Origin of the sequence: Nonomuraea maheshkhaliensis, assembly GCF_039529435.1 — a bacterium.
In the GTDB taxonomy this organism is placed as follows: Bacteria; Actinomycetota; Actinomycetes; order Streptosporangiales; family Streptosporangiaceae; genus Nonomuraea; species Nonomuraea maheshkhaliensis.
Map to the genome: position 1 here is coordinate 18,916 of NZ_BAAAMU010000064.1, position 18,274 is coordinate 37,189.

Sequence of the window (18,274 nt, forward strand, 5' to 3'; positions counted from 1 at the left end):
ACTCTAAGTAGGTGACGAAACCCGAGGCGTTGATCATGGTGGTGGACGACGAGCCCAGCATCAGGGATCTGCTCTCCGCCAGCCTGCGCTTCTCCGGGTTCGAGGTCCTGACCGCCGCCGACGGCGAGGAGGCCGTCGAAGTGGCCGTACGGACCTCCCCCGACCTGGTGGTGCTCGACGTGATGCTGCCCGATCTGGACGGGTTCGAGGTGGCCAGGCGGATCGACGCGCCCGTGCTCTTCCTGACCGCCCGCGAGGCCACCGAGGACAAGATCGCCGGGCTGCGGGTCGGGGACGACTACGTGACCAAGCCGTTCAGCCTGGAGGAGGTCCAGGCCAGGATCAGGGCGGTGCTGCGGCGCACGCGCGGCGAGTCCGCGCCCGCCAGCCGGCTCAAGGTGGCCGATCTGGAGCTGGACGAGGACGCCCGCGAGGTCTGGCGCGGCGGCCGTCAGGTGCGCCTGTCGCCGACCGAGTTCAAGCTGCTGCACTACTTCATGGTCAACGCCGGGCGCGTGCTGTCGAAGGCGCAGATCCTCGACCACGTGTGGAACTACGACTTCGGCGGCGACGCGGGCGTGGTCGAGTCGTACGTCTCCTACCTCAGACGCAAGGTCGACGACGTCGAGCCGCGGCTCATCCACACCCTGCGCAGCGTCGGTTACGTGCTTAGAGAGCCGCCGCCCGGTTAGTTTGACAGCATGGACCTGCTGGGCGCGCTGGAGTCGCTGCGGCGACCGCTGGATCGGGAGCTGTTCCCGCTGGCCGTCGGCGAGGCGGAGGCCGACAGGCGCGCGCTGCGCGAGCTGACCGGTCAGCTCGACGACTACCTGCTGCCCAGGTTGCGGGCGCTGGACGCGCCGCTGCTGGCCGTCGTCGGCGGTTCGACAGGGGCGGGCAAGTCCACGCTGGTCAACTCGCTGGTCGGGGCCGACGTGGCCGAGCCCGGCGTGCTGCGGCCCACCACGCTGGTGCCCACCCTCGTGGTCAGCCCCGCCGACCGCGCCTGGTTCCTCGGCCAGAACGTGCTGCCGGGCCTGTCCCGCGCCACCGGAGGCGGCCCCGGCGCGCTGCGCGTGGTGGACTCACCGGCGCTGGGCGCGGGTCTCGCCCTGCTCGACGCGCCCGACATCGACTCCGTGGTGACCGCCAACCGGGAGCTGGCCGCGCAGTTGCTGGCCGCCGCCGATCTGTGGTTGTTCGTCACGACCGCCGCCCGTTACGCCGACGAGGTGCCGTGGGGCTTCCTGCGCTCGGCCCGCGAACGCAGCACCGCGCTGGCCGTCGTCCTCGACCGCGCCCCGCCCGAGGCCGTCGAGCCCGTCTCGCGCGACCTGGCCAGGCTGCTCGCCGAGAACGGCCTCGAAGGCACCCGGCTGTTCACCGTGCCCGAGGCGGCGCTGCCCGACGAGAAGGCCCGCCTGCCTGTTGCTTACGTCGAGCCCATCGCCACGTGGCTGACCGGGCTGGCCTCCGACGCCGCCGAGCGGTCGCGCGTCGTCCGCCAGACGCTCTCAGGGGCGCTCGACAGCCTGGCCGTCAGGGTGCCGTCGCTGGCCGGTGCCGTCGAACGCCAGCAGGCCGCCTTCGACGGGCTGCGCTCGATCGTGGCGGGCGCGTACGCGGGCGGGATGGCCGACTTCGACGAGGGCATGCGCGACGGCTCGCTGCTGCGCGGCGAGGTGCTGGCCCGCTGGCAGGACTTCATCGGCACCGGCGACCTCATGCGTTCCCTGGAGAGCCGCGTCGGCTGGCTGCGTGACCGCATCGTCGGCTTCTTCACCGGGCGGGTGCCGGAGGCGCAGCTTCGGGACGCCTTGGAGAGCGGGGTCGAGGCGCTGATCAGGGGCGCCGCCGACGGGGCCGCCGAGCGTGCGCTGGAGGGCTGGTCGGCCGCGCCCGGCGGGCCCGGGCTGCTCGACCGGCTGGGCGCCGTCGAGTCCGCCCGCATCCGCCGCGCCTACGCCGACCTGGGCAAGCGGGCCGAGGCGGCGGTGCGGGGGTGGCAGGAATACGTGCTCGACCTCGTACGCGAGGAGGGGGCCGAACGGCGCACCGCCGCCAGGGTCGCCTCGTTCGGGGTGAACGGGGCCGGGCTGCTGCTCATGCTGGCCGTCTTCGCCTCCACCGGCGGGCTGACCGGGATCGAGGTGGGGATCGCGGGCGGGACCAGCGTGCTGTCGCAGAAGCTGCTGGAGGCGGTCTTCGGCGACCAGGCCGTACGGACGCTGACCGCGCGGGCTCGGGAGGATCTGCGGGAACGGGTGCGGGGGTTGCTGGAGGAGGAGTCCGGGCGGTTCCTGACCCAGTTGGAGAGTGTGGAGCCGCCCAGGGGGACGGCGGATGGGCTGCGTGCGGCGGCCCAGCGCATCCGCGACCACCGCGCCGAACTGCCGGCTGCGGGTACGGATGCGACGGCCGAGCTTCCCGCTGCGGGCACGGACACGACGGACGAACTGCCCGCACCGCACCCGGACGCTCTTGGAACGGATCCGCCCGGAACGGATCCGCCTGCCGTGTCCGGGCCGGACGCCCTGGGGCCTGATACGCGGGGGGAGAGGTCGTGAAGCTGCTGCGGCGGAAGGAGGGGCCGTCGCTCGACTCCCGGCTGGCCGCGTTGCGGGAGGCCGCCGCGCTGGCGGAGGGGCGGCTGCCCGAGCAGGTCGTGTCCAGCGCGCGAGCCGTTGCCGATCGGGCCGGCGTACGCCGTGAGCTGTCCATCGACCACACCGTCGCCGCACTGGCCGGAGCCACCGGCAGCGGCAAGTCCTCGCTCTACAACGCGCTGGCCGGGCAGGACCTGGCCGACGTGGGCGTCACCAGGCCCACGACCTCGACCGCCCAGGGGGCGCTGTGGGACGGCGACGGCGCGGGGCCGCTGCTCGACTGGCTCGACGTACCGAAACGCCACGCGGCCGGCACCGACGCCGATGCCGGGGCCGATCTGGACGGGTTGGTGCTGCTCGATCTGCCCGACCACGACTCCATCCGCCTGTCGCACCGGCTGGAGGTGGATCGCCTCGTGGAGCAGGTCGATCTGCTGATCTGGGTGGTGGACCCGCAGAAGTACGCTGACGCCGCGCTGCACGAGCGCTACCTGCGCCCGCTGGCCGGGCACCGGGACGTGATGCTGGTCGTGCTCAACCAGGTCGACCGCCTGCCCGCCCAGGCCGTGGAGCGCTGCCTGGCCGATCTGCGCCGCCTGCTGGACGAGGACGGGCTGGCGGGGGTCCCTGCGCTCGCCGTCTCGGCCCGTACGGGGCAGGGCCTGCGGGAGTTGCGCTCGCTGCTGCGGGAGCGGGTCGCGGAACGCGCGTCCTGGTCGGCCCGCCTGTCCGCCGACATCACGGCCGCCGCCGACCACCTCGCCCCGGCCGACGGGCAGGACGAGCCTGTCGCCTCCGCCGAACGGATGCAGGGTGCGGAACGTGCGCTCACCGGCGCGCTCAGCACGGCGGCCGGGGTGCCGCTGGTCGTAGAGGCTGTGGCCAAGGGACACCGGCATCGGGCCGTGGTCGCCACCGGATGGCCGCTCACCAGGTGGATCAGGAGACTCCGACCCGACCCACTGCGCAGGCTGCGCATCGGCGGCATCCCGCACGACCGGCTGGACAGAAAGCTCGCACAACAGAGCAGAGTGCACGACCGGCAGGGCAAGGAACGCGGGCGGCTGGACAGCGAACCCGTACGGCAGGGCAGGGAGATCGTCGGGCGTACCTCCGTGCCTGCGGCTTCGGCCGTGCAGCGGGCGCAGGTCGAGACCGCGATCAGGGACGTCGGCGAGGTGGCCGCGGCCGGGCTGCCGGGGCCGTGGGCGGCGTCGGTGCGTGAGGCGGGCAGGTCGCGCGCCGGCGAGCTGACGGACGCGGTGGACCGGGCGGTGGCCACGACCTCGGCGGGAGCCACGAGGCGGCCCAGGTGGTGGCGGGCCGTGAACGTGCTGCAGTGGCTGGTGTTCGCGACCATGCTGGCCGGCGTCCTGTGGCTGGGCGGGCTGTTCGCGATGGACTACCTGCGCCTGCCCCAGCCGCCGCTGCCGGCCGTGGGCGTGGTGCCGTGGCCGACGGCGCTGCTGGTGGGCGGGGCGCTGGCGGGCGTCGTGATCGCCCTGCTGTCGCGGCTGGCGGCCTGGGCGGGCGGCCGGCGCCGGGCCCGTCGCACGGCCAAAGCCCTGCGTGCGGCCATCGGTCAGGTCGGCCGGGAGTACGTGCTGGAGCCCGTGGCGGCAGAGCTGGCGGCCTACGCCCGCTTCGCCGAGGCCGTGGACCTGGCCCGCGGCAAGACGTGAGGGCACTCAACGGCGTCTGAGAGCGGGTCAGGGCCGGATATTGATGGCGTTCATGGGCGTCTGAGGAGTGCCAGGGCCAGGGCCGCCCCGGTGAGGGCGAAGGTGGCGGCGGTCAGGAAGGGGGCCGCGTGGCCGAACCGGTCACCGGCCACTCCGGCGACCGCCGCACCGGCCGCGCCGCCCGTGCCGATGGCCGTCGAGACCCAGCCGAACGCCTCCGCCTGCGCGTGCGGCGCGTACTCGTCCACCAGCAGGGAGGACGTCGTCAGCGCCGGAGTCAGCGCCAGCCCGGCGACGAACAGAGCAGCCCAGAACACCGCCAACCACCACAGCGACCCTGATAACGGCGACTCAGGAACCGCCGACGCCGACGCAAGCGGCCCGGAGGAGGGCCTGGACAAGGACGGCAGGGGGTCGAGGAGGGTCAGGGGAGCCAGTGGGAGGCCGAGGGCGAGCATCAGGGCGGCGAGGCGTGCCGGGACTCCCGAGCGCCACCGACGGGAGCCGTAGGCGATGGCGCCCGCGATGCCGCCTACAGACAGCGCCGCCACCAGGGGTCCGGTCGCGGCGGGCACCTCGCGGGCGGCGGCCAGGGCCGGCACCCCCACCTGCACCGCTCCGATGAAACCGCCCAGCAGCAGCACCACCGGGAGCAGGACGAACATCCGGCGGTCGGCGAACACCCGCCCCCGGCCTCGCGACCCGGCATAAGAGCCGGAGCGCAGCGCCAGGGAGAAGGCCAGTGTGCCGGTCCCGGCCGCCGCCGCGACCGTGCCCAGGGCCAGTGAGGCCGAGGCCACCGCGATCAGCAGGCCGAACAGCAGCGGCCCGGTCAGCATGGCCAGCTCCTGGACCAGGAAGACGAGGCTGTAGGCGGCGGTACGCCCCTCGGCGGGCGTCCTGCGGCCCCATTCGAGCCGCATGCTGACGGAGATGGGCGGCAGCGCGACCCCGATGATCCAGGCCAGCGCCACCATCGGCCACTGCGGCCGGCCGGGCTGGGCGTAGGCGACCAGTGCGAGCAGCGCCGCCACGTGCAGGAGGGCCGTGGCGGCCAGCACCGGTCTGGGACCGTGGCGGTCCATGAGACGTCCGAGCACGGGCCGGCCCATGCCCGCCCCGGCGGAGAACGCCGCCGCCGTCAGGCCGGCGAGGGCCAGCGAGCCGCTCGCGCGCTGCGCGACGAGCACCAGGCCGACCGGCGCCACCTGCTGCGTGAGCTGCGCCAGGAACCCGAGCACGGCCTGCGCCGCGACCCCGGGCAGGCCGAGCAGCCTCCGATGGGGAAGACCGCCCGGCCCGTCTCTGGTCATGGCCGCAGGCTACCTCCGAAGATCACACGATCGGGCCCCTGGTCATGGCCGGAGGTTGCCTTCGAAGGTCGCGCGTTCGGGCAGCTCCTTGGCCGGCGGCTTGCGGGCGCGGTGCAGGTCATCCAGGTGCGGGGCGGAGTGTTTCAGCCCGTTCCGAGGGATCCGGCCACGCCGCGGAGGGCCGCGAGGAGCGGGCGCAGGAGGGGGTGGGCGTCGGAGCCCCGTCGTACGGCGGCGAAGACGCGGCGTTCTGGACCCGGTGTGTGCCGCACCACGACCCCGGGCAGCGCCATGTCGCGCAACGCCAGCCGTGGCACCAGCGCCACCCCGGCACCCGCCCCGACCAGGGCGACCACGGCGCGGAAGTCGTCGGAGCAGTGGACCAGGTCGGGCGTGAAACCGGCCTGCTGGCAGGCGAACGTGATCACGTCGTGCACCGGGTTGCCGGGATAGGGGCCGATCCAGGTCTCGGTGGCCAGCGAGACGAGGGTCGCCGAGTCGGCCAGCGGATGCTCGCGGGGGAGCACCAGGTCGAACGGCTCAGCGTAGAGGGGATGGCGGGACAGGCGGCGGTCGGCGGCGTCGGGGGCGCCGCGGTATTCGACCGCGATGGTCAGGTCGGCGCGCTCGTCCAGCAGCATGAGCAGGCCGTGGTCGCCCTCGGCGTCGTGGACGCGGACGCGCACGCCGGGCGCGGTGGTGCGCAGCGAGGCGATGGCGGGGGAGAGCACGGCGCTGATCGCGGTGGCGAAGCAGGCCACGGTCACCTCGCCCGCGGCGCCCGTCGTGTACGCGGCCACCTCGGCCTCGGCGCGTTCGAGCTGGGCCAGGACCTCGTTGGCGTGCGCCACCATGATCTTGCCCACCGCCGTGAGGTGCACGCCGCGCCCGTCGCGGGTGAGCAGGCGGTGGCCCACCTCGTGCTCCAGCGCGGCGAGCTGCTGTGACACGGCGGAGGGCGTCAGATGCAGCGCAGCGGCGGCGGCGGTGACCGTGCCGTGGTCGGCCACCGCGCGCAGCGTGCGCAGTCGCCGCGTGTCTATCACGCAGCGAGGATACTCAGCCTCGGGCTCCCTACGATGCGCGAGTGCCTGGAGCCCAGCGCCGAGCTCAGCCCCGGGCCTGGACGAACGCCTGGAGCGCCTGTTCGACGTCCTGCTCGGAGTGCGCGGCCGAGAGTTGCACCCTGATCCTGGCCTGGCCGTGCGGTACGACAGGATACGAGAAGCCGATCACGTAGATGCCCAGGTCGAGCAGGCGCTCGGCCATCGCCCCGGCCTCGGCGGCGTCGCCGATCATGACCGGCACGATCGGGTGGTCGCCGGGCAGGATGTCGAAGCCGGCCTCGGTCATCCCGGCGCGGAAGCGGGCGGTGTTGGCCCGCAGCCGCTCCCTGGCCTCGCTGGAGGTCTCCAGCAGGTCGAGGATGCGCAGTGACGCGGAGGCGATGACGGGAGCCAGCGAGTTGGAGAACAGGTAGGGGCGCGAGCGCTGACGCAGCAGCTCGCAGATCTCCTTGCGCGCGGCGACGTAGCCGCCGCTGGCCCCGCCCAGCGCCTTGCCCAGCGTGCCGGTGATGATGTCGATCCGGTCGGTGACGCCGTGCAGCTCGGGCGTGCCGCGGCCGGTCGGGCCGACGAAGCCGACGGCGTGGGAGTCGTCGACCATGACCATGGCGTCGTACTGGTCGGCCAGGTCGCAGATCTCCCGCAACGGCGCCAGATATCCGTCCATGGAGAACACGCCGTCGGTCACGATCAGCCGCCGCCGCGCCTCCGACGCCTCCTTCAGCCGGGCCTCCAGTTCGGCCATGTCGCGGTTGGCGTACCGGAACCGCTGGGCCTTGGACAGGCGGATGCCGTCGATGATGCTGGCGTGGTTGAGCGCGTCGGAGATGACCGCGTCCTGCGCGTCGAGCAGGGTCTCGAACACGCCGCCGTTGGCGTCGAAGCAGGAGCTGTAGAGGACGGTGTCCTCCATGCCGAGGAAGTCCGACAGGCGCGACTCCAGCTCCTTGTGCACCTCCTGGGTGCCGCAGATGAAGCGTACGGAGGCCATGCCGAAGCCCCACCGGTCGAGCGCCTGCTTGGCCGCCTCGATCACGGTCGGGTCGTCGGCCAGGCCCAGGTAGTTGTTGGCGCAGAAGTTGAGCACCTCGCGGCCGGCCACGCTCACCTGGGAGCTCTGCGGGGTGGAGATGACGCGCTCGGGCTTGAGCAGCCCGGCCTCGGTGATCTCGTCGAGCGTCGTACGCAGCTGCTGGCGCACGTTCGTGAACATCAGGCGCTCCTGTTCGTGGTGGCTCCGGCCGGCTCGGCGCCGGTTTCCCCCGAGCTGGACGCGTCGCTCCAGTCGAGGATGACCTTGCCCGTCCTGCCGCCCGCCGCCGTGTCGAAGGCGGCGTCGAAGTCCCGGTACGAGAACCGGTCGGTGATCACGGGGGAGAGGTCGAGGCCCTTCTCCAGCAGGACGGACATGTTGTACCAGGTCTCGTACATCTCGCGGCCGTAGACCCCCTTGATGGTGAGCATGGAGGTGACCACGGTCGACCAGTCGACGGCGAACTCCTCGGCCGGCAGCCCCAGCATGGCGATCTTCCCGCCGTGGGTCATGCTGGCGATCATGTCGCGCACGGCCGTCGGGTTGCCGGACATCTCCAGCCCCACGTCGAAGCCCTCGCGCAGGTGGAGCTGGCGCATGCCGTCGGCGATCGAGGACCTGGAGACGTTGACGGCCAGGGAGACGCCGAGCTTGCCGGCCAGGTCGAGCCGTTCGTCGCTGACGTCGGTGATCATCACGTTGCGCGCGCCGACGTGGGTGGCCACGGCCGCTGCCATCAGGCCGATCGGGCCCGCGCCGGTGATCAGCACGTCCTCGCCGACCAGCGGGAACGACAGCGCGGTGTGCACGGCGTTGCCGAACGGGTCGAAGATGGCGGCGATGTCGGGGTGGACGGGCACGCGGTGCACCCAGACGTTGGAGGCGGGCAGCGTGACGTATTCGGCGAAGGCGCCGTTCCTGTTGACGCCGAGCCCGATCGTGTTGCGGCACAGGTGCCGGCGGCCGGCCATGCAGTTGCGGCACTTGCCGCACACGAGGTGACCCTCGCCGCTGACGAGGTCGCCGACGGAGACGTCCTCGACGCCCGGCGCCACCTCGACCACGTGCCCGGAGAACTCGTGCCCGACGACGAGCGGCAGCTCCAGCGTGTGCCGGGCCCAGTCGTCGAACTTGCGGATGTGCAGGTCGGTGCCGCAGATGCCGGTGCGCAGCACCCGGATCTTCACCTCGCCGGGACCCAGCTCGGGCTCCGGCACGTCGACCAGCCACAACCCGGGTTCGGCCCGCTCCTTGACCAGCGCTTTCATGGCCTCACTTCCCCCTTAAGAACCTAACGCACCATGCCCGCAGGACCCGGGACGTGTCCATCGAGGAGTTCTTAAGTGCCCCCACAGCTCCGCTTCACGCGGCAGGCGCGCGCGTCACCGTGCGGCGGGGAACGCGGCGGGAAAACGTTCCGGCGGGTCCTGAAAGGTCAGAACCCGCCGGAAAAAGCCGGAGATGTCAGCGCTCGGCCTCCGTCGGCTCCCGGTCCAGACCGGGGAACGGCGACGGCTCCTCGTTCTTCTGCGTGAGCTGCCGCGGCCCGTTCGGGCTCTCCGCCTCCTGGGCGTCGGCGACCGCCTCGGCCGCCGCCTCGGAGGCCCTGGCCACCTCCTCGTCGGCCGCGGACGTCTCGGGCATCTCGTCCCGCGTGGCCGCCGAGCGCGGCAGCGCCTCGGTGAACGCCTTCGAGACGCCCTGCAGCGCGGAGGTGACCTCGCTGGGGATCACCCAGAACGTGTTGCCGTCGCCCTGCGCGAGCTGCGGCAGCACCTGGAGGTACTGGTAGGCGAGCAGCTTCGGGTCGGGGTCGTTGCGGTGGACCGCCTGGAAGACCTGGTCGATCGCCCGCGACTGGCCCTCGGCCTCCAGGATGGCGGCCGTGCGCTGGCCCTCGGCGCGCAGGATGCGGCTCTGCTTGTCACCTTCGGCGGTGAGGATCTGCGACTGCCGCTGGCCTTCGGCGTTCAGGATGGCCGCGCGCTTGTCACGCTCGGCCCTCATCTGCTTCTCCATGGCGTCTTTGATGGTTTTCGGGGGGTCGATGGCCTTGATCTCGACGCGGTTGACGCGCAGCCCCCACTTGCCGGTGGCCTCGTCGAGGACGCCGCGCAGCTGGCTGTTGATGGTGTCGCGGGAGGTCAGCGTCTTCTCCAGGTCCATGGAGCCCACCACGTTGCGCAGCGTGGTGACGGTCAGCTGCTCGACACCGGTGATGTAGTTGGCGATCTCGTACGCCGCCGCCCGCGGGTCGGTGACCTGGAAGTAGAGGACGGTGTCGATCTCGACGACCAGGTTGTCCTCGGTGATGACCGGCTGGGGACGGAAGGAGACGACCTGCTCACGCAGATCCATCATGGGGTGGACGCGGTCGATGTAGGGGATGACGAAGTTGAGCCCCGGCTTGAGCGTGCGGTGGTAGCGGCCGAGGCGCTCGACGTTGCGGGCACGGGCCTGCGGCACGATCCGTACGGCCTTCAGCAGGGTCATGACGGCGAAAAGTATGACGAACAGTCCGACCAGCAACAGCGGATCCATGGGTCACTCCCGGGGATATACGAGGGCGGTAGCCCCCTCGATCTCGATGACGTCGACGGTGGCCCCAGCAGGGATCACGAGGGTCTCGTCGTAGGCGCGCGCCGACCATTCCTCTCCCCCGATGCGCACGCGGCCGTCGCGGCCCGTCACTTCCGCCACGACGTAAGCGGGCTTGCCCACGAGTGCTTCGACGCCGAACCGCTGCAGCGGCGGCTGCTTGATATGGCGCATCGCGATCGGCCGCAGCACCAGCAGGCCGGCCGCCGAGGAGACGGCGAAGAAGATCAGTTGCAGGGGGACGGGCAATCCGATGGCCGCGGTGGCGGCGGTCAGCAGGGCCGCGGCCCCCAGGAGGCCGAGCGAGGCCGTCAGCGTGAATATCTCGGCCACGCCCAGGACGACTGCGAGGATTACCCAGATGATCCATTCATCCATATCCGGCCCTCCTATAAGGGGTAACGGGCCTGAGCTCGCCAGAGGTTCCCCCCTCCTCTACCGTAATGCCGTTTTCAACGCTTCGGCACCCCGCCGGCCTGGGGGACGGTTTGTGTCAGCGCGCTGCCCAGCCGCCATTTCTCCCACGGCAGTTGCCAGAAACCCCATCCGTTGTTCCATTCGAGCGGCCGGTCGGTGCCGGTGATGGTGACGGGGTCGCCGCGCAGCGACGAGGCGTAGAACCAGGCCGCCTGGTCGGGCCGGGAATTGATGCAGCCGTGGCTGACGTTGGCCCGCCCCTGCGCCCACACGTTGTCCTTGGCGTGCACGTATTCGCCGCTGTTGGAAATGCGCACCGCGTGGTCGATCATCATGTCGTAATAGCCGGGGTCGCCTTTCTCCCGGCCGGGGGAGACCATGCGGACCGGGTTTCCCTTGTCCATGGTCAGGTGGACGCCGCTGGTCGTGGTGTATTCGTGGGTGGTGGCCATGCCGGCGCTGATGGCCATGCGCTGCACGATCTGCCCGTCGCGGGTGACGGTCATCTGGTGGGACTTCGCGTCGATCAGGCTGGTCTGCCGGCGTCCGACGGTGAAGGTGAAGGTGGAGTCGGCGGCGCCGAAGAGCCCGTCGCCCGCGCGTACGCCGGCGAGGTGGGCGCTCACCGTGACCCGCTGCCTGGGCGGCCAGAACCGCCGGGTGCGGTAGACCACCTGCGTGTCGCTGATCCACCGCCAGGCGCCTTCGACCGGCGTCGGCGTGGTGACCTCCAGCGCGCGCTCGACGGCCGCGCGGTCCTCGACGGGCGTGTCGAAGTCGATCACGATCGGCATGCCGGCGCCGACGGTCTCGCCCGGCAGCGGCGCGGTCGCGGCCACCTGGAACGTCCTGACGGCGGCGCGGGTGCGGACCCGGCCCATGGCCACGGTGGCGGGCGCCCCTTCGCGCCCGGCGGTGGCGGTGATCGTGTATTCGGTGGCGGGCTTGAGCGTCCAGTCGGTACGCCACGTCGTACGCGACTCGTCGAGCCGCCCCGGCACCGGCTCGCCACCCTGGTAGACCAGGACCTGGCTGAGCGTGCCGCCATCCGCCCTGACGAGCAGGCCCCGGTCGGGCCGCGCGTGCTTGCTGCCGAACGGCGGCCACACCCGCACGACGGGAGGCGCGGACGGGGTCGCGGCCGTGACGGAGCTACAACCGCTGCAAACCAGGACGAAGGCGACACAGAACATCACGGCGCGGCGCATGTGACTCCTGCTTTCCGAGGGAAGGGGAGGTCCCAGGGTAGCGGTGAGTCATCACTCAAGCACGTCGAGTCACTTATCCGACAGTTCCCGACACCTCACCCAATGTCAGGTCACCAGCGGTGGCGCGGATGACGACCGTGTCACCGTCCTCCAGGAAGGCGCGGGTCTCGCCGCCCGCCAGCTTCACCGGCTCGGTCCCGTTCCAGGTCAGCTCCATGAGCGAGCCGCGCTCGCCCGGCTCGGAGCCGGAGATGGTGCCGCTGGCGAACAGGTCTCCCGTGCGCAGCGAGGCCCCGTTCACCGTCAGGTGGGCGAGCATCTGGTCCGGCGTCCAGTACATGGCCGCGTACGGGGGCCGCGCCACCACCTCCCCGTTGAGCAGCACCTCAAGCGAGATGTCCAGCCCCCAGTCCGCCCTCCTGCGCAGGTAGGCGGCCGGCTCGGGCTCCTGGGCCGGGCCCGGAATGCGCGGCAGCGCCTCCAGCGGCGTGATCCACGGCGAGATCGAGGTGGCGAACGACTTGCCGAGGAACGGCCCCAGCGGCACGTACTCGAACGCCTGGATGTCGCGCGCGCTCCAGTCGTTGAGCAGCGTCACTCCGAACACGTGATCCTCGAACGCCCCTGCCGGCGACCCCATGGCGGACGGCACGCCCACCACGAACCCCAGCTCGGCCTCGATGTCGAGCTTCTGACTCGGCCCGAAGGAGCCAGGCCCGAGCTGCCCGTGCGGGCGCCTGACCGGCGTGCCCGACACCACGACCGTGCCCGCCCTGCCGTGGTAGCCGACGGGCAAGTGGCGCCAGTTCGGCTGCAGCGGCTCCGAGCCGGGGCGCAGGATCCGGCCGATGTTGCTCGCGTGATCGAGCGAGGAGTAGAAGTCGACATAGTCGGCCACCTCGAACGGCAGGTGCAGGCTCACCTGGTCGAGCGGGATCAGGTGCCGCTCGGTGACCGGCAGGTCGCCGGTGAGCTTGTTTCTGATCAGGGTCCTGGTGTCGTGCCAGGCCGCCCGGCCCCGTGCCATGAACGGGTTGAGCGAGGATGCGGAGAAGACCTCGTCGTGCAGCGCGGGGGCCAGGTCGAGCACCCTGTCGCCGTAGCGCACCCCGACCCTGGGGCGCTGACCGGGGCGGGAGAAGACACCGTAGGGCAGGTTGTCCACTCCCCAGCTCATGAGTTCTCCTCGACCAGTCCGAGCGCGCGCAGGTCGTCCAGGGGCGCGGTGGTGTTGCACGAGCCGTAGCTCACCAGCAGCCGCCTGGCCCGCCCGGCCGTCTCCTCCCTGACGGCCGCGCACAGCCGGACGAGGTTGCCGACGTCGGTGGTGCGCAGGACGGGCGCGGGATCGCGGCCCTCGACGGTCTCGCAGACGGCCAGCAGCAGGTTGAGGAAGCCGTGCCGGTCCACGCCGAGCGAGGGGTCGAAGTGGCGTACGGCGTGGTGCAGCCCGGCGGAGGCCTTGAACGGGATGCCGTTCTCGGCGCAGGACTTGATGAACTGCCCGAGGTGCTCCACCGGTGGGAACTCCTCGCCCGTCGCGCCGCCACAGCGCACCTTCAGCCCGGCGCCCTCGGGCACCTCCATGGACGTCTTGCGCGCGGGCACCTCGGCCCAGAGCCGCACGCCGTCCGGCAGGTCCAGCCGTGCGGCCAGTTCCTCGACCGACATGTCGGGTGGCAGCTTCGCCTCGACGTAGTCCACGGGCAGGTCGCCGAAGTCGGGCAGCTCGTCCATGTCGCAGATCAGCCCGATGCGCCGCGGCCGGTAGTCCATGCCGCGCAGCCGGTCGAGCCGGCTGGCCGGGCACAGGAAACGGTGCGTGAGCACCCGGTGGCCCTGCTCCAGGTCGCGCTGGTTGCGGATCAGGGCCTCGTCCATGTGCAGGGACGTCGGCGGGAACAGACCCGCGTCGTCCACCAGGGCGGCGAAGAGCGTCATGACCGCGCCCACGTCCACGCGTAGCCGGCGTCCTCGCAGGCCAGCGCGCTGCTGCCGAGGTCGAGCGGGCGGAACGTGTCGACCATGACGGCGACCTCGCTCGTCGTCGTGACGCCGCGCGCGACCGCCTCGATCACCGCCTCCACCGCCCCCGGCTGCGGCCCGTGCGTGAACCCGGCCGGATGCAGCGAGATCGAGCCGACACCGATGCCGGAGCCCTGACGGGCCGAGTAGTCGCCGCCCACGTAGAACATGAACTCGTCGGAGTCGACGTTGTGGTGGTTGTACGGGATCGGAACGGCTTCGGGATGGTAGTCGAGCGGCCTGGGGCAGAAGGAGCACACCACGAACCCGGGCCCCTCGAACGTCTGGTGCACCGGCGGCGGCGCGTGCGTGCGCTTCACGATCGGCTCGAAGTCGTCGATGTTGAAGGCGAACGGATAAAGGTAGCCGTCCCAGCCCACCACGTCGAACGGATGGTGGCGGTAGACCAGCCTGGTCAGGCCGCCGCGCGTACGGACCAGGACCGGCACCTCCTCGCCCTCGGCCGTGAACGGCTCGGCCGGCGCCCGCAGGTCGCGCTCGCAGTAGGGGGCGTGCTCCAGGAACTGCCCGTGCTGCGACAGGTAGCGCTTGGGCGGCCTGATGTGCCCGGCCGCCTCGATGGCCAGCACGTTGACGGTCCCGTCGGGCACCCACCGGTGGATGGTGCCGGTCGGGACGACGACGTAGTCGCCCTCACCGGCCTCGATCACGCCGTAGGTGGACTCGAAGCGCACCCGCCCGCGCTGGACGTAGACGCATTCGTCGCCCATGGAGTTGCGGTAGAGCTCGCTCGGCTGATCGCTCGTGGCGTACGACAACCGGACGTCGGCGTTGCCCGCCAGCGGCATGCGGCCGGAGACCAGGTCGCCGGCGCTGGAGAGCTCCTGGGTGCGGAAGTGGCGGGGGGAGAGCGGCAGGTTGGGCTCAAGGCGGGTCTCCCCGGCAGGGATCACCGCTTCGGCCTTGACGATCGCCGTGGGCAGGTGCCGGTGGTAGAGCAGCGAGGAGTCGGAGGAGAAGCCCTCCTCGCCCATCAGCTCCTCGGCGTAGAGACCGCCGTCCGGCCGTCTGAACTGCACATGCCGCTTGCGCGGCACCTCTCCCACGACCCGGTAGTACGGCATCCGGCCCCTCCACATCTGTCCGGTTATCGGACGGAAGTGTCCTCTATATGTGAGCCACCGTCCGCCATCCGCCAGGAGATGTCAACCCAGCACGGCGGTCAGCTCGGCGGCGGCGGCCACCACCGCCGGGCCCGTGGACTCCTCCAGCGGCCCGAACGTCACCACCCCCACCGACGCCTCCAGCCACGGCAGCCCGGTGACCGGCGCGGCGACGCCACGCGCACCCTCCTGCAACTGCCCCTCCGTGGCGAAGTAATCGTGCCTGCCCTCTCGCAGGGCCAGGATCGCCCGCCCCGCCGCGCCCCTGGCCAGCGGATGGCGCGAGCCCTCCCGGTAGGCCACGTGCATGTCGGTCCACGACGGCTCCACCACCGCCACGGCCAGCCCGTCGTCGCCCTCGGCCACGGTCAGGTGCGCGGTCGCCCCCACCCGCTCGGCCAGCCGCCGCAGCGTCGGCACCGCCGCCGCGCGCAGCAGCGGCTGCACGGCCTGGGCCAGCGCCAGCACGCCGAAACCGAGGTGCACCCGGCCCTCGGCGTCCCTGCGGACGAAGCCGGAGGCGAGCAGCGTCGTCAGCAGCCGGTACACCACGGGCCGGCTCAGCGACAGCTCGGCGCTCAGCTCCGTCGGCGTGCGGCCGCCCTTGCCGTCGGCGAGCAGGCGTAGCAGGCGGAGCCCGCGTTCGAGGGTCTGAGCGGATTCGGCGGCCATGCGACCGATTATGGAGTGACGCCGCGCGGTTAGGGGGGTACGTATGGGCGTAGAACCGCCGGGGGGTGACGATGCGGCATTGGTGGGTGCTCCTGCTGGCCGGAGTGGCAATATGTGCCTTTTCTCCGGCCATGTCGTCCATCACCACGCCCATGGCGTACCAGACGCCGCTCGCGCGGGCCGAGCGCGCCCTGGTCGAGGACACCTTCTACCTCACCCAGGGCATCGAGGTGCGGCAGCAGCTGCTGCCGATCGCCAAGGGCATCACCTTCCGCGCCGGCTACCTCGCGGTCGGGGTCAGGGTCGACGCCGGCGGTCGCCTCTCCGGCAGGCCGCAGCGTCCGGGCACGTTCGTCGCGCCGGTCCAGCTCTGCATGGGCCGATCCTGTCAGGCGCAGGAGCTGACGCTCGTGGTGCTGGTCAACGAGCCGTGGGAGCCGCGCGAGCTGACCTTCCCCGGCAAGGTGGGCACGCCGCTGGACGGCGAGATCGGCATCGACGGCGGGCCGCCCGGGGTGGTGCCCACCTTCACGGTGACCGACGTCGAGAAGGTGCCGGGCGGCGTGAGCATCGGCCCCGACGGCCACGTGGGCGGCGTCCCGGTGGCGGCGGGCATCAGCGAGGTGCCGGTACGGATCTGCGTGGCGGGCAACTGCGCGGGCGTCGTGGTGCGGCTCATCATCGTGTGAGCGCCGGTAGGGCCTGCCCCACCTGAATCGGGGGGACGGCGGGCATGATCCGGGCCAGGTCCGCGGCGGAGACTTGTCCCCATGAAGCACCCCATGACCACCGTCACCGAAGCCCCCGAAGCCGACACCGCAACTGACACCGAGACCGCGCCGCCACCTGTCGTGCACGCCGCCGCCATGCTCTGGCTCTCGGCGGTCGCGTTCGGCGCGTTCGAGGCCGCGCTGATGATCGGCAGCATGCTGTACGAGGGCACGCCGGTGGCGGAGCTGCTGCCGGGAGCCGGGTTCCGGCTGGCCGTGTTCGCCGGGGCGATCTTCCTGGCGCTGCGGCTGAAGGCCGGGGCGAACTGGGCGCGCTGGGCCCTGGCGGGCACGCTCGGCGTGTTCGGCACGCTCTCGCTGGTGATCGAGCCCGTGCGGTGGCTGCTGGACGGCGGCTCGATCGCCGCGGCCGTGTCCGGGGCCGACGCGATGAGCTGGGTCTTCGCTGCCAGCAGGACCCTGCACATTCTGGCCGTGCTGGGGGCGCTGACCCTGATGTTCCAGCCCAGGGCCGGCGCCTACTTCAGATCGGCCTGAGCGGGGGCTCCCGGCTGGGGCGCGCGCAGGTTCCGCACCCCGGGGGAGAGCAGCGCGGCCAGCGTGGACACCACGACGATGACGGCACAGCCGAGCAGCGACTCCTCGGTGCCGAACAGCGCCGCGGCCGGTCCGGCCAGCAGCAGCCCGATCGGGCCGAACATCATCGAGCCCAGCACGTCGTACGAGCTGACCCGCGACAGCGCCTCCGCCGGGATCTCCCGCTGCATCGTGGTCTGCCACAGCACGCCGAACACGTCGAAGCACACGCCGAGCACGAACGCCCCGCCGACGATGGCCCAGAGCGGCGCGTCCACCCCGAGCAGCACGTACGGGATCGCGGCCGGCAGGCAGAGCAGCACCGCCACCAGGATCGGCCGGCGGGGTCGCACCCGCAGCGACACCAGCACGCCGACGATCGTGCCGACGGCCTCGCCGGTCAGGAACGCCGACCAGGCCGCGGGGCCGCCCAGGCTCTCCTTCGCCATCAGCGGTCCGAGCACGCCGTGTCCGGCCTGGATGGCCATGACCATCACCGAGAACTGCGCGACCACCACCCAGATCCACTGCCGCGAGCTGAACTCCCGCCAGCCGTCACGCAGGTCGGCCAGCACGGAGTGGGACTCGGCGCGGGGCTGCTCGCCCGGCTGGAGCCGCAGCAGCGCGATCAGCACGCCCGCCACCGCGAACAGCGCGCCGCTGATCATCAGCGCCCAGCCGCCGCCGAACAGCACCACCGTGGCGCCGCCCAGCACCGCGCCGGCCACCCGTGAGGCGTTCGCGCCCAGGCCGAGCAGCGCGTTGCCGGTCTGCAGCCGGTCGCGCGGGACCACCTCGGGGATGATCCCGGTCAGCGCGGGGAACGTGACCGCCGTGGCCACACCCGTGACCGCCGCCGCCGCGGCCAGCGCGGGCAGCGGGGTCCAGCCGGTGAGCAGCATCGCGGCCAGCGCGAAGAACCCCGCCGCCATGATGAACTCGCCGGCCGTCATCACCCGCTGGCGTGGCAGCCGGTCCGCGATCACGCCGCCGACCAGCATGAACGCGATCATCGGCACCGACTCGGCGGTGAGCACCACGGACAGGGTCGAGGCGGTGGCCCCAGGCAGGTCGAGGATGCCGAAGGCGAGCGCCACCGGGGCGAAGGCGGACCCGAGTACGGAGATCGTCCGCGCCGTCAGCAGCAGGGCGAACCGCCGGTCCCGGAGCAGTCCGAGATCGCGGAGGATGTCGTGCATCAGCGCAAACCCCCTGAAAGTGG

Annotated in this window: 17 protein-coding genes; 5 read left to right on the forward strand and 12 right to left on the reverse strand. The window is 72.0% G+C overall.

From position 1 onward, the window contains the following. Positions 1-35 precede the first annotated feature (35 nt). From ABFX54_RS34045 to ABFX54_RS34055, 3 genes are read left to right on the forward strand one after another with little or no spacing between them, the layout of a single operon-like run. A complete protein-coding gene (locus ABFX54_RS34045; protein WP_346110744.1) occupies positions 36-692 on the forward strand; it encodes a response regulator transcription factor in 657 nt (218 codons plus the stop codon). A 9-nt stretch (positions 693-701) separates the two neighbouring features. Next, on the forward strand, positions 702-2,567 hold the full coding sequence (locus ABFX54_RS34050; RefSeq protein ID WP_346110709.1) for a GTPase domain-containing protein: 1,866 nt from the start codon (positions 702-704) through the stop codon (positions 2,565-2,567). Then, positions 2,564-4,288 carry a GTPase gene (locus ABFX54_RS34055; protein WP_346110710.1) on the forward strand — a complete coding sequence of 575 codons (1,725 nt, stop codon included), beginning with the start codon at positions 2,564-2,566 and terminating at the stop codon, positions 4,286-4,288. The genes ABFX54_RS34050 and ABFX54_RS34055 overlap by 4 nt, the downstream gene beginning before the upstream one ends. A 50-nt stretch (positions 4,289-4,338) precedes the next feature. Here the strand turns inward: ABFX54_RS34055 and ABFX54_RS34060 are convergent, their stop codons facing one another. The 11 genes from ABFX54_RS34060 to ABFX54_RS34110 all read right to left on the reverse strand — a co-directional run bounded on the left by ABFX54_RS34060 (position 4,339) and on the right by ABFX54_RS34110 (position 15,745). Beyond that, positions 4,339-5,601: an MFS transporter gene (locus tag ABFX54_RS34060; protein WP_346110711.1), complete on the reverse strand. Its 1,263-nt coding sequence runs from the start codon at positions 5,599-5,601 to the stop codon at positions 4,339-4,341. Between the two features lie 143 nt (positions 5,602-5,744). Next, a complete protein-coding gene (locus ABFX54_RS34065) occupies positions 5,745-6,647 on the reverse strand; it encodes a LysR family transcriptional regulator (RefSeq protein ID WP_346110712.1) in 903 nt (300 codons plus the stop codon). A gap of 64 nt (positions 6,648-6,711) precedes the next feature. Continuing rightward, positions 6,712-7,881, reverse strand: a complete 1,170-nt coding sequence (locus tag ABFX54_RS34070; protein WP_346110713.1) for a glycine C-acetyltransferase — start codon at positions 7,879-7,881, stop codon at positions 6,712-6,714. Next, positions 7,881-8,969, reverse strand: coding sequence for an L-threonine 3-dehydrogenase (gene tdh, locus ABFX54_RS34075; RefSeq protein ID WP_346110714.1), 1,089 nt, complete (start codon positions 8,967-8,969; stop codon positions 7,881-7,883). Before tdh ends, ABFX54_RS34070 begins: the two co-directional genes overlap by 1 nt. Positions 8,970-9,165: 196 nt before the next feature. Next, complete coding sequence (locus ABFX54_RS34080; RefSeq protein ID WP_346110715.1) at positions 9,166-10,242, reverse strand: SPFH domain-containing protein; 1,077 nt, start codon at positions 10,240-10,242, stop codon at positions 9,166-9,168. 3 nt (positions 10,243-10,245) lie between these two features. Continuing rightward, entirely contained in the window at positions 10,246-10,677 is a 432-nt protein-coding gene (locus ABFX54_RS34085; RefSeq protein WP_346110716.1) for an NfeD family protein, read from the reverse strand. Positions 10,678-10,751: 74 nt separating this feature from the next. Next, positions 10,752-11,924, reverse strand: coding sequence for a L,D-transpeptidase (locus tag ABFX54_RS34090; protein WP_346110717.1), 1,173 nt, complete (start codon positions 11,922-11,924; stop codon positions 10,752-10,754). Between the two features lie 73 nt (positions 11,925-11,997). Beyond that, positions 11,998-13,101: a fumarylacetoacetase gene (fahA, locus tag ABFX54_RS34095; protein ID WP_346110718.1), complete on the reverse strand. Its 1,104-nt coding sequence runs from the start codon at positions 13,099-13,101 to the stop codon at positions 11,998-12,000. Beyond that, on the reverse strand, positions 13,098-13,883 hold the full coding sequence (locus tag ABFX54_RS34100; RefSeq protein ID WP_346110719.1) for a hypothetical protein: 786 nt from the start codon (positions 13,881-13,883) through the stop codon (positions 13,098-13,100). Before ABFX54_RS34100 ends, fahA begins: the two co-directional genes overlap by 4 nt. Continuing rightward, positions 13,862-15,034 (reverse strand): homogentisate 1,2-dioxygenase, encoded by a 1,173-nt coding sequence (locus ABFX54_RS34105; protein WP_346110720.1) that lies wholly within the window; start codon positions 15,032-15,034, stop codon positions 13,862-13,864. Before ABFX54_RS34105 ends, ABFX54_RS34100 begins: the two co-directional genes overlap by 22 nt. 81 nt (positions 15,035-15,115) lie before the next feature. Next, positions 15,116-15,745, reverse strand: a complete 630-nt coding sequence (locus ABFX54_RS34110; RefSeq protein ID WP_346110722.1) for an IclR family transcriptional regulator — start codon at positions 15,743-15,745, stop codon at positions 15,116-15,118. A 131-nt stretch (positions 15,746-15,876) separates the two neighbouring features. Between ABFX54_RS34110 and ABFX54_RS34115 the strand changes: the two genes are divergently transcribed. After that, the gene (locus ABFX54_RS34115; RefSeq protein WP_346110724.1) at positions 15,877-16,434 is read left to right on the forward strand and encodes a hypothetical protein; all 558 of its coding nucleotides are present in this window, start codon (positions 15,877-15,879) and stop codon (positions 16,432-16,434) included. Positions 16,435-16,515: 81 nt separating this feature from the next. Continuing rightward, entirely contained in the window at positions 16,516-17,013 is a 498-nt protein-coding gene (locus ABFX54_RS34120) for a hypothetical protein (protein WP_346110725.1), read from the forward strand. Here ABFX54_RS34120 and ABFX54_RS34125 read toward each other — a convergent pair. After that, entirely contained in the window at positions 16,995-18,251 is a 1,257-nt protein-coding gene (locus ABFX54_RS34125; RefSeq protein ID WP_346110726.1) for an MFS transporter, read from the reverse strand. The genes ABFX54_RS34120 and ABFX54_RS34125 overlap by 19 nt on opposite strands. Positions 18,252-18,274 lie beyond the last annotated feature (23 nt).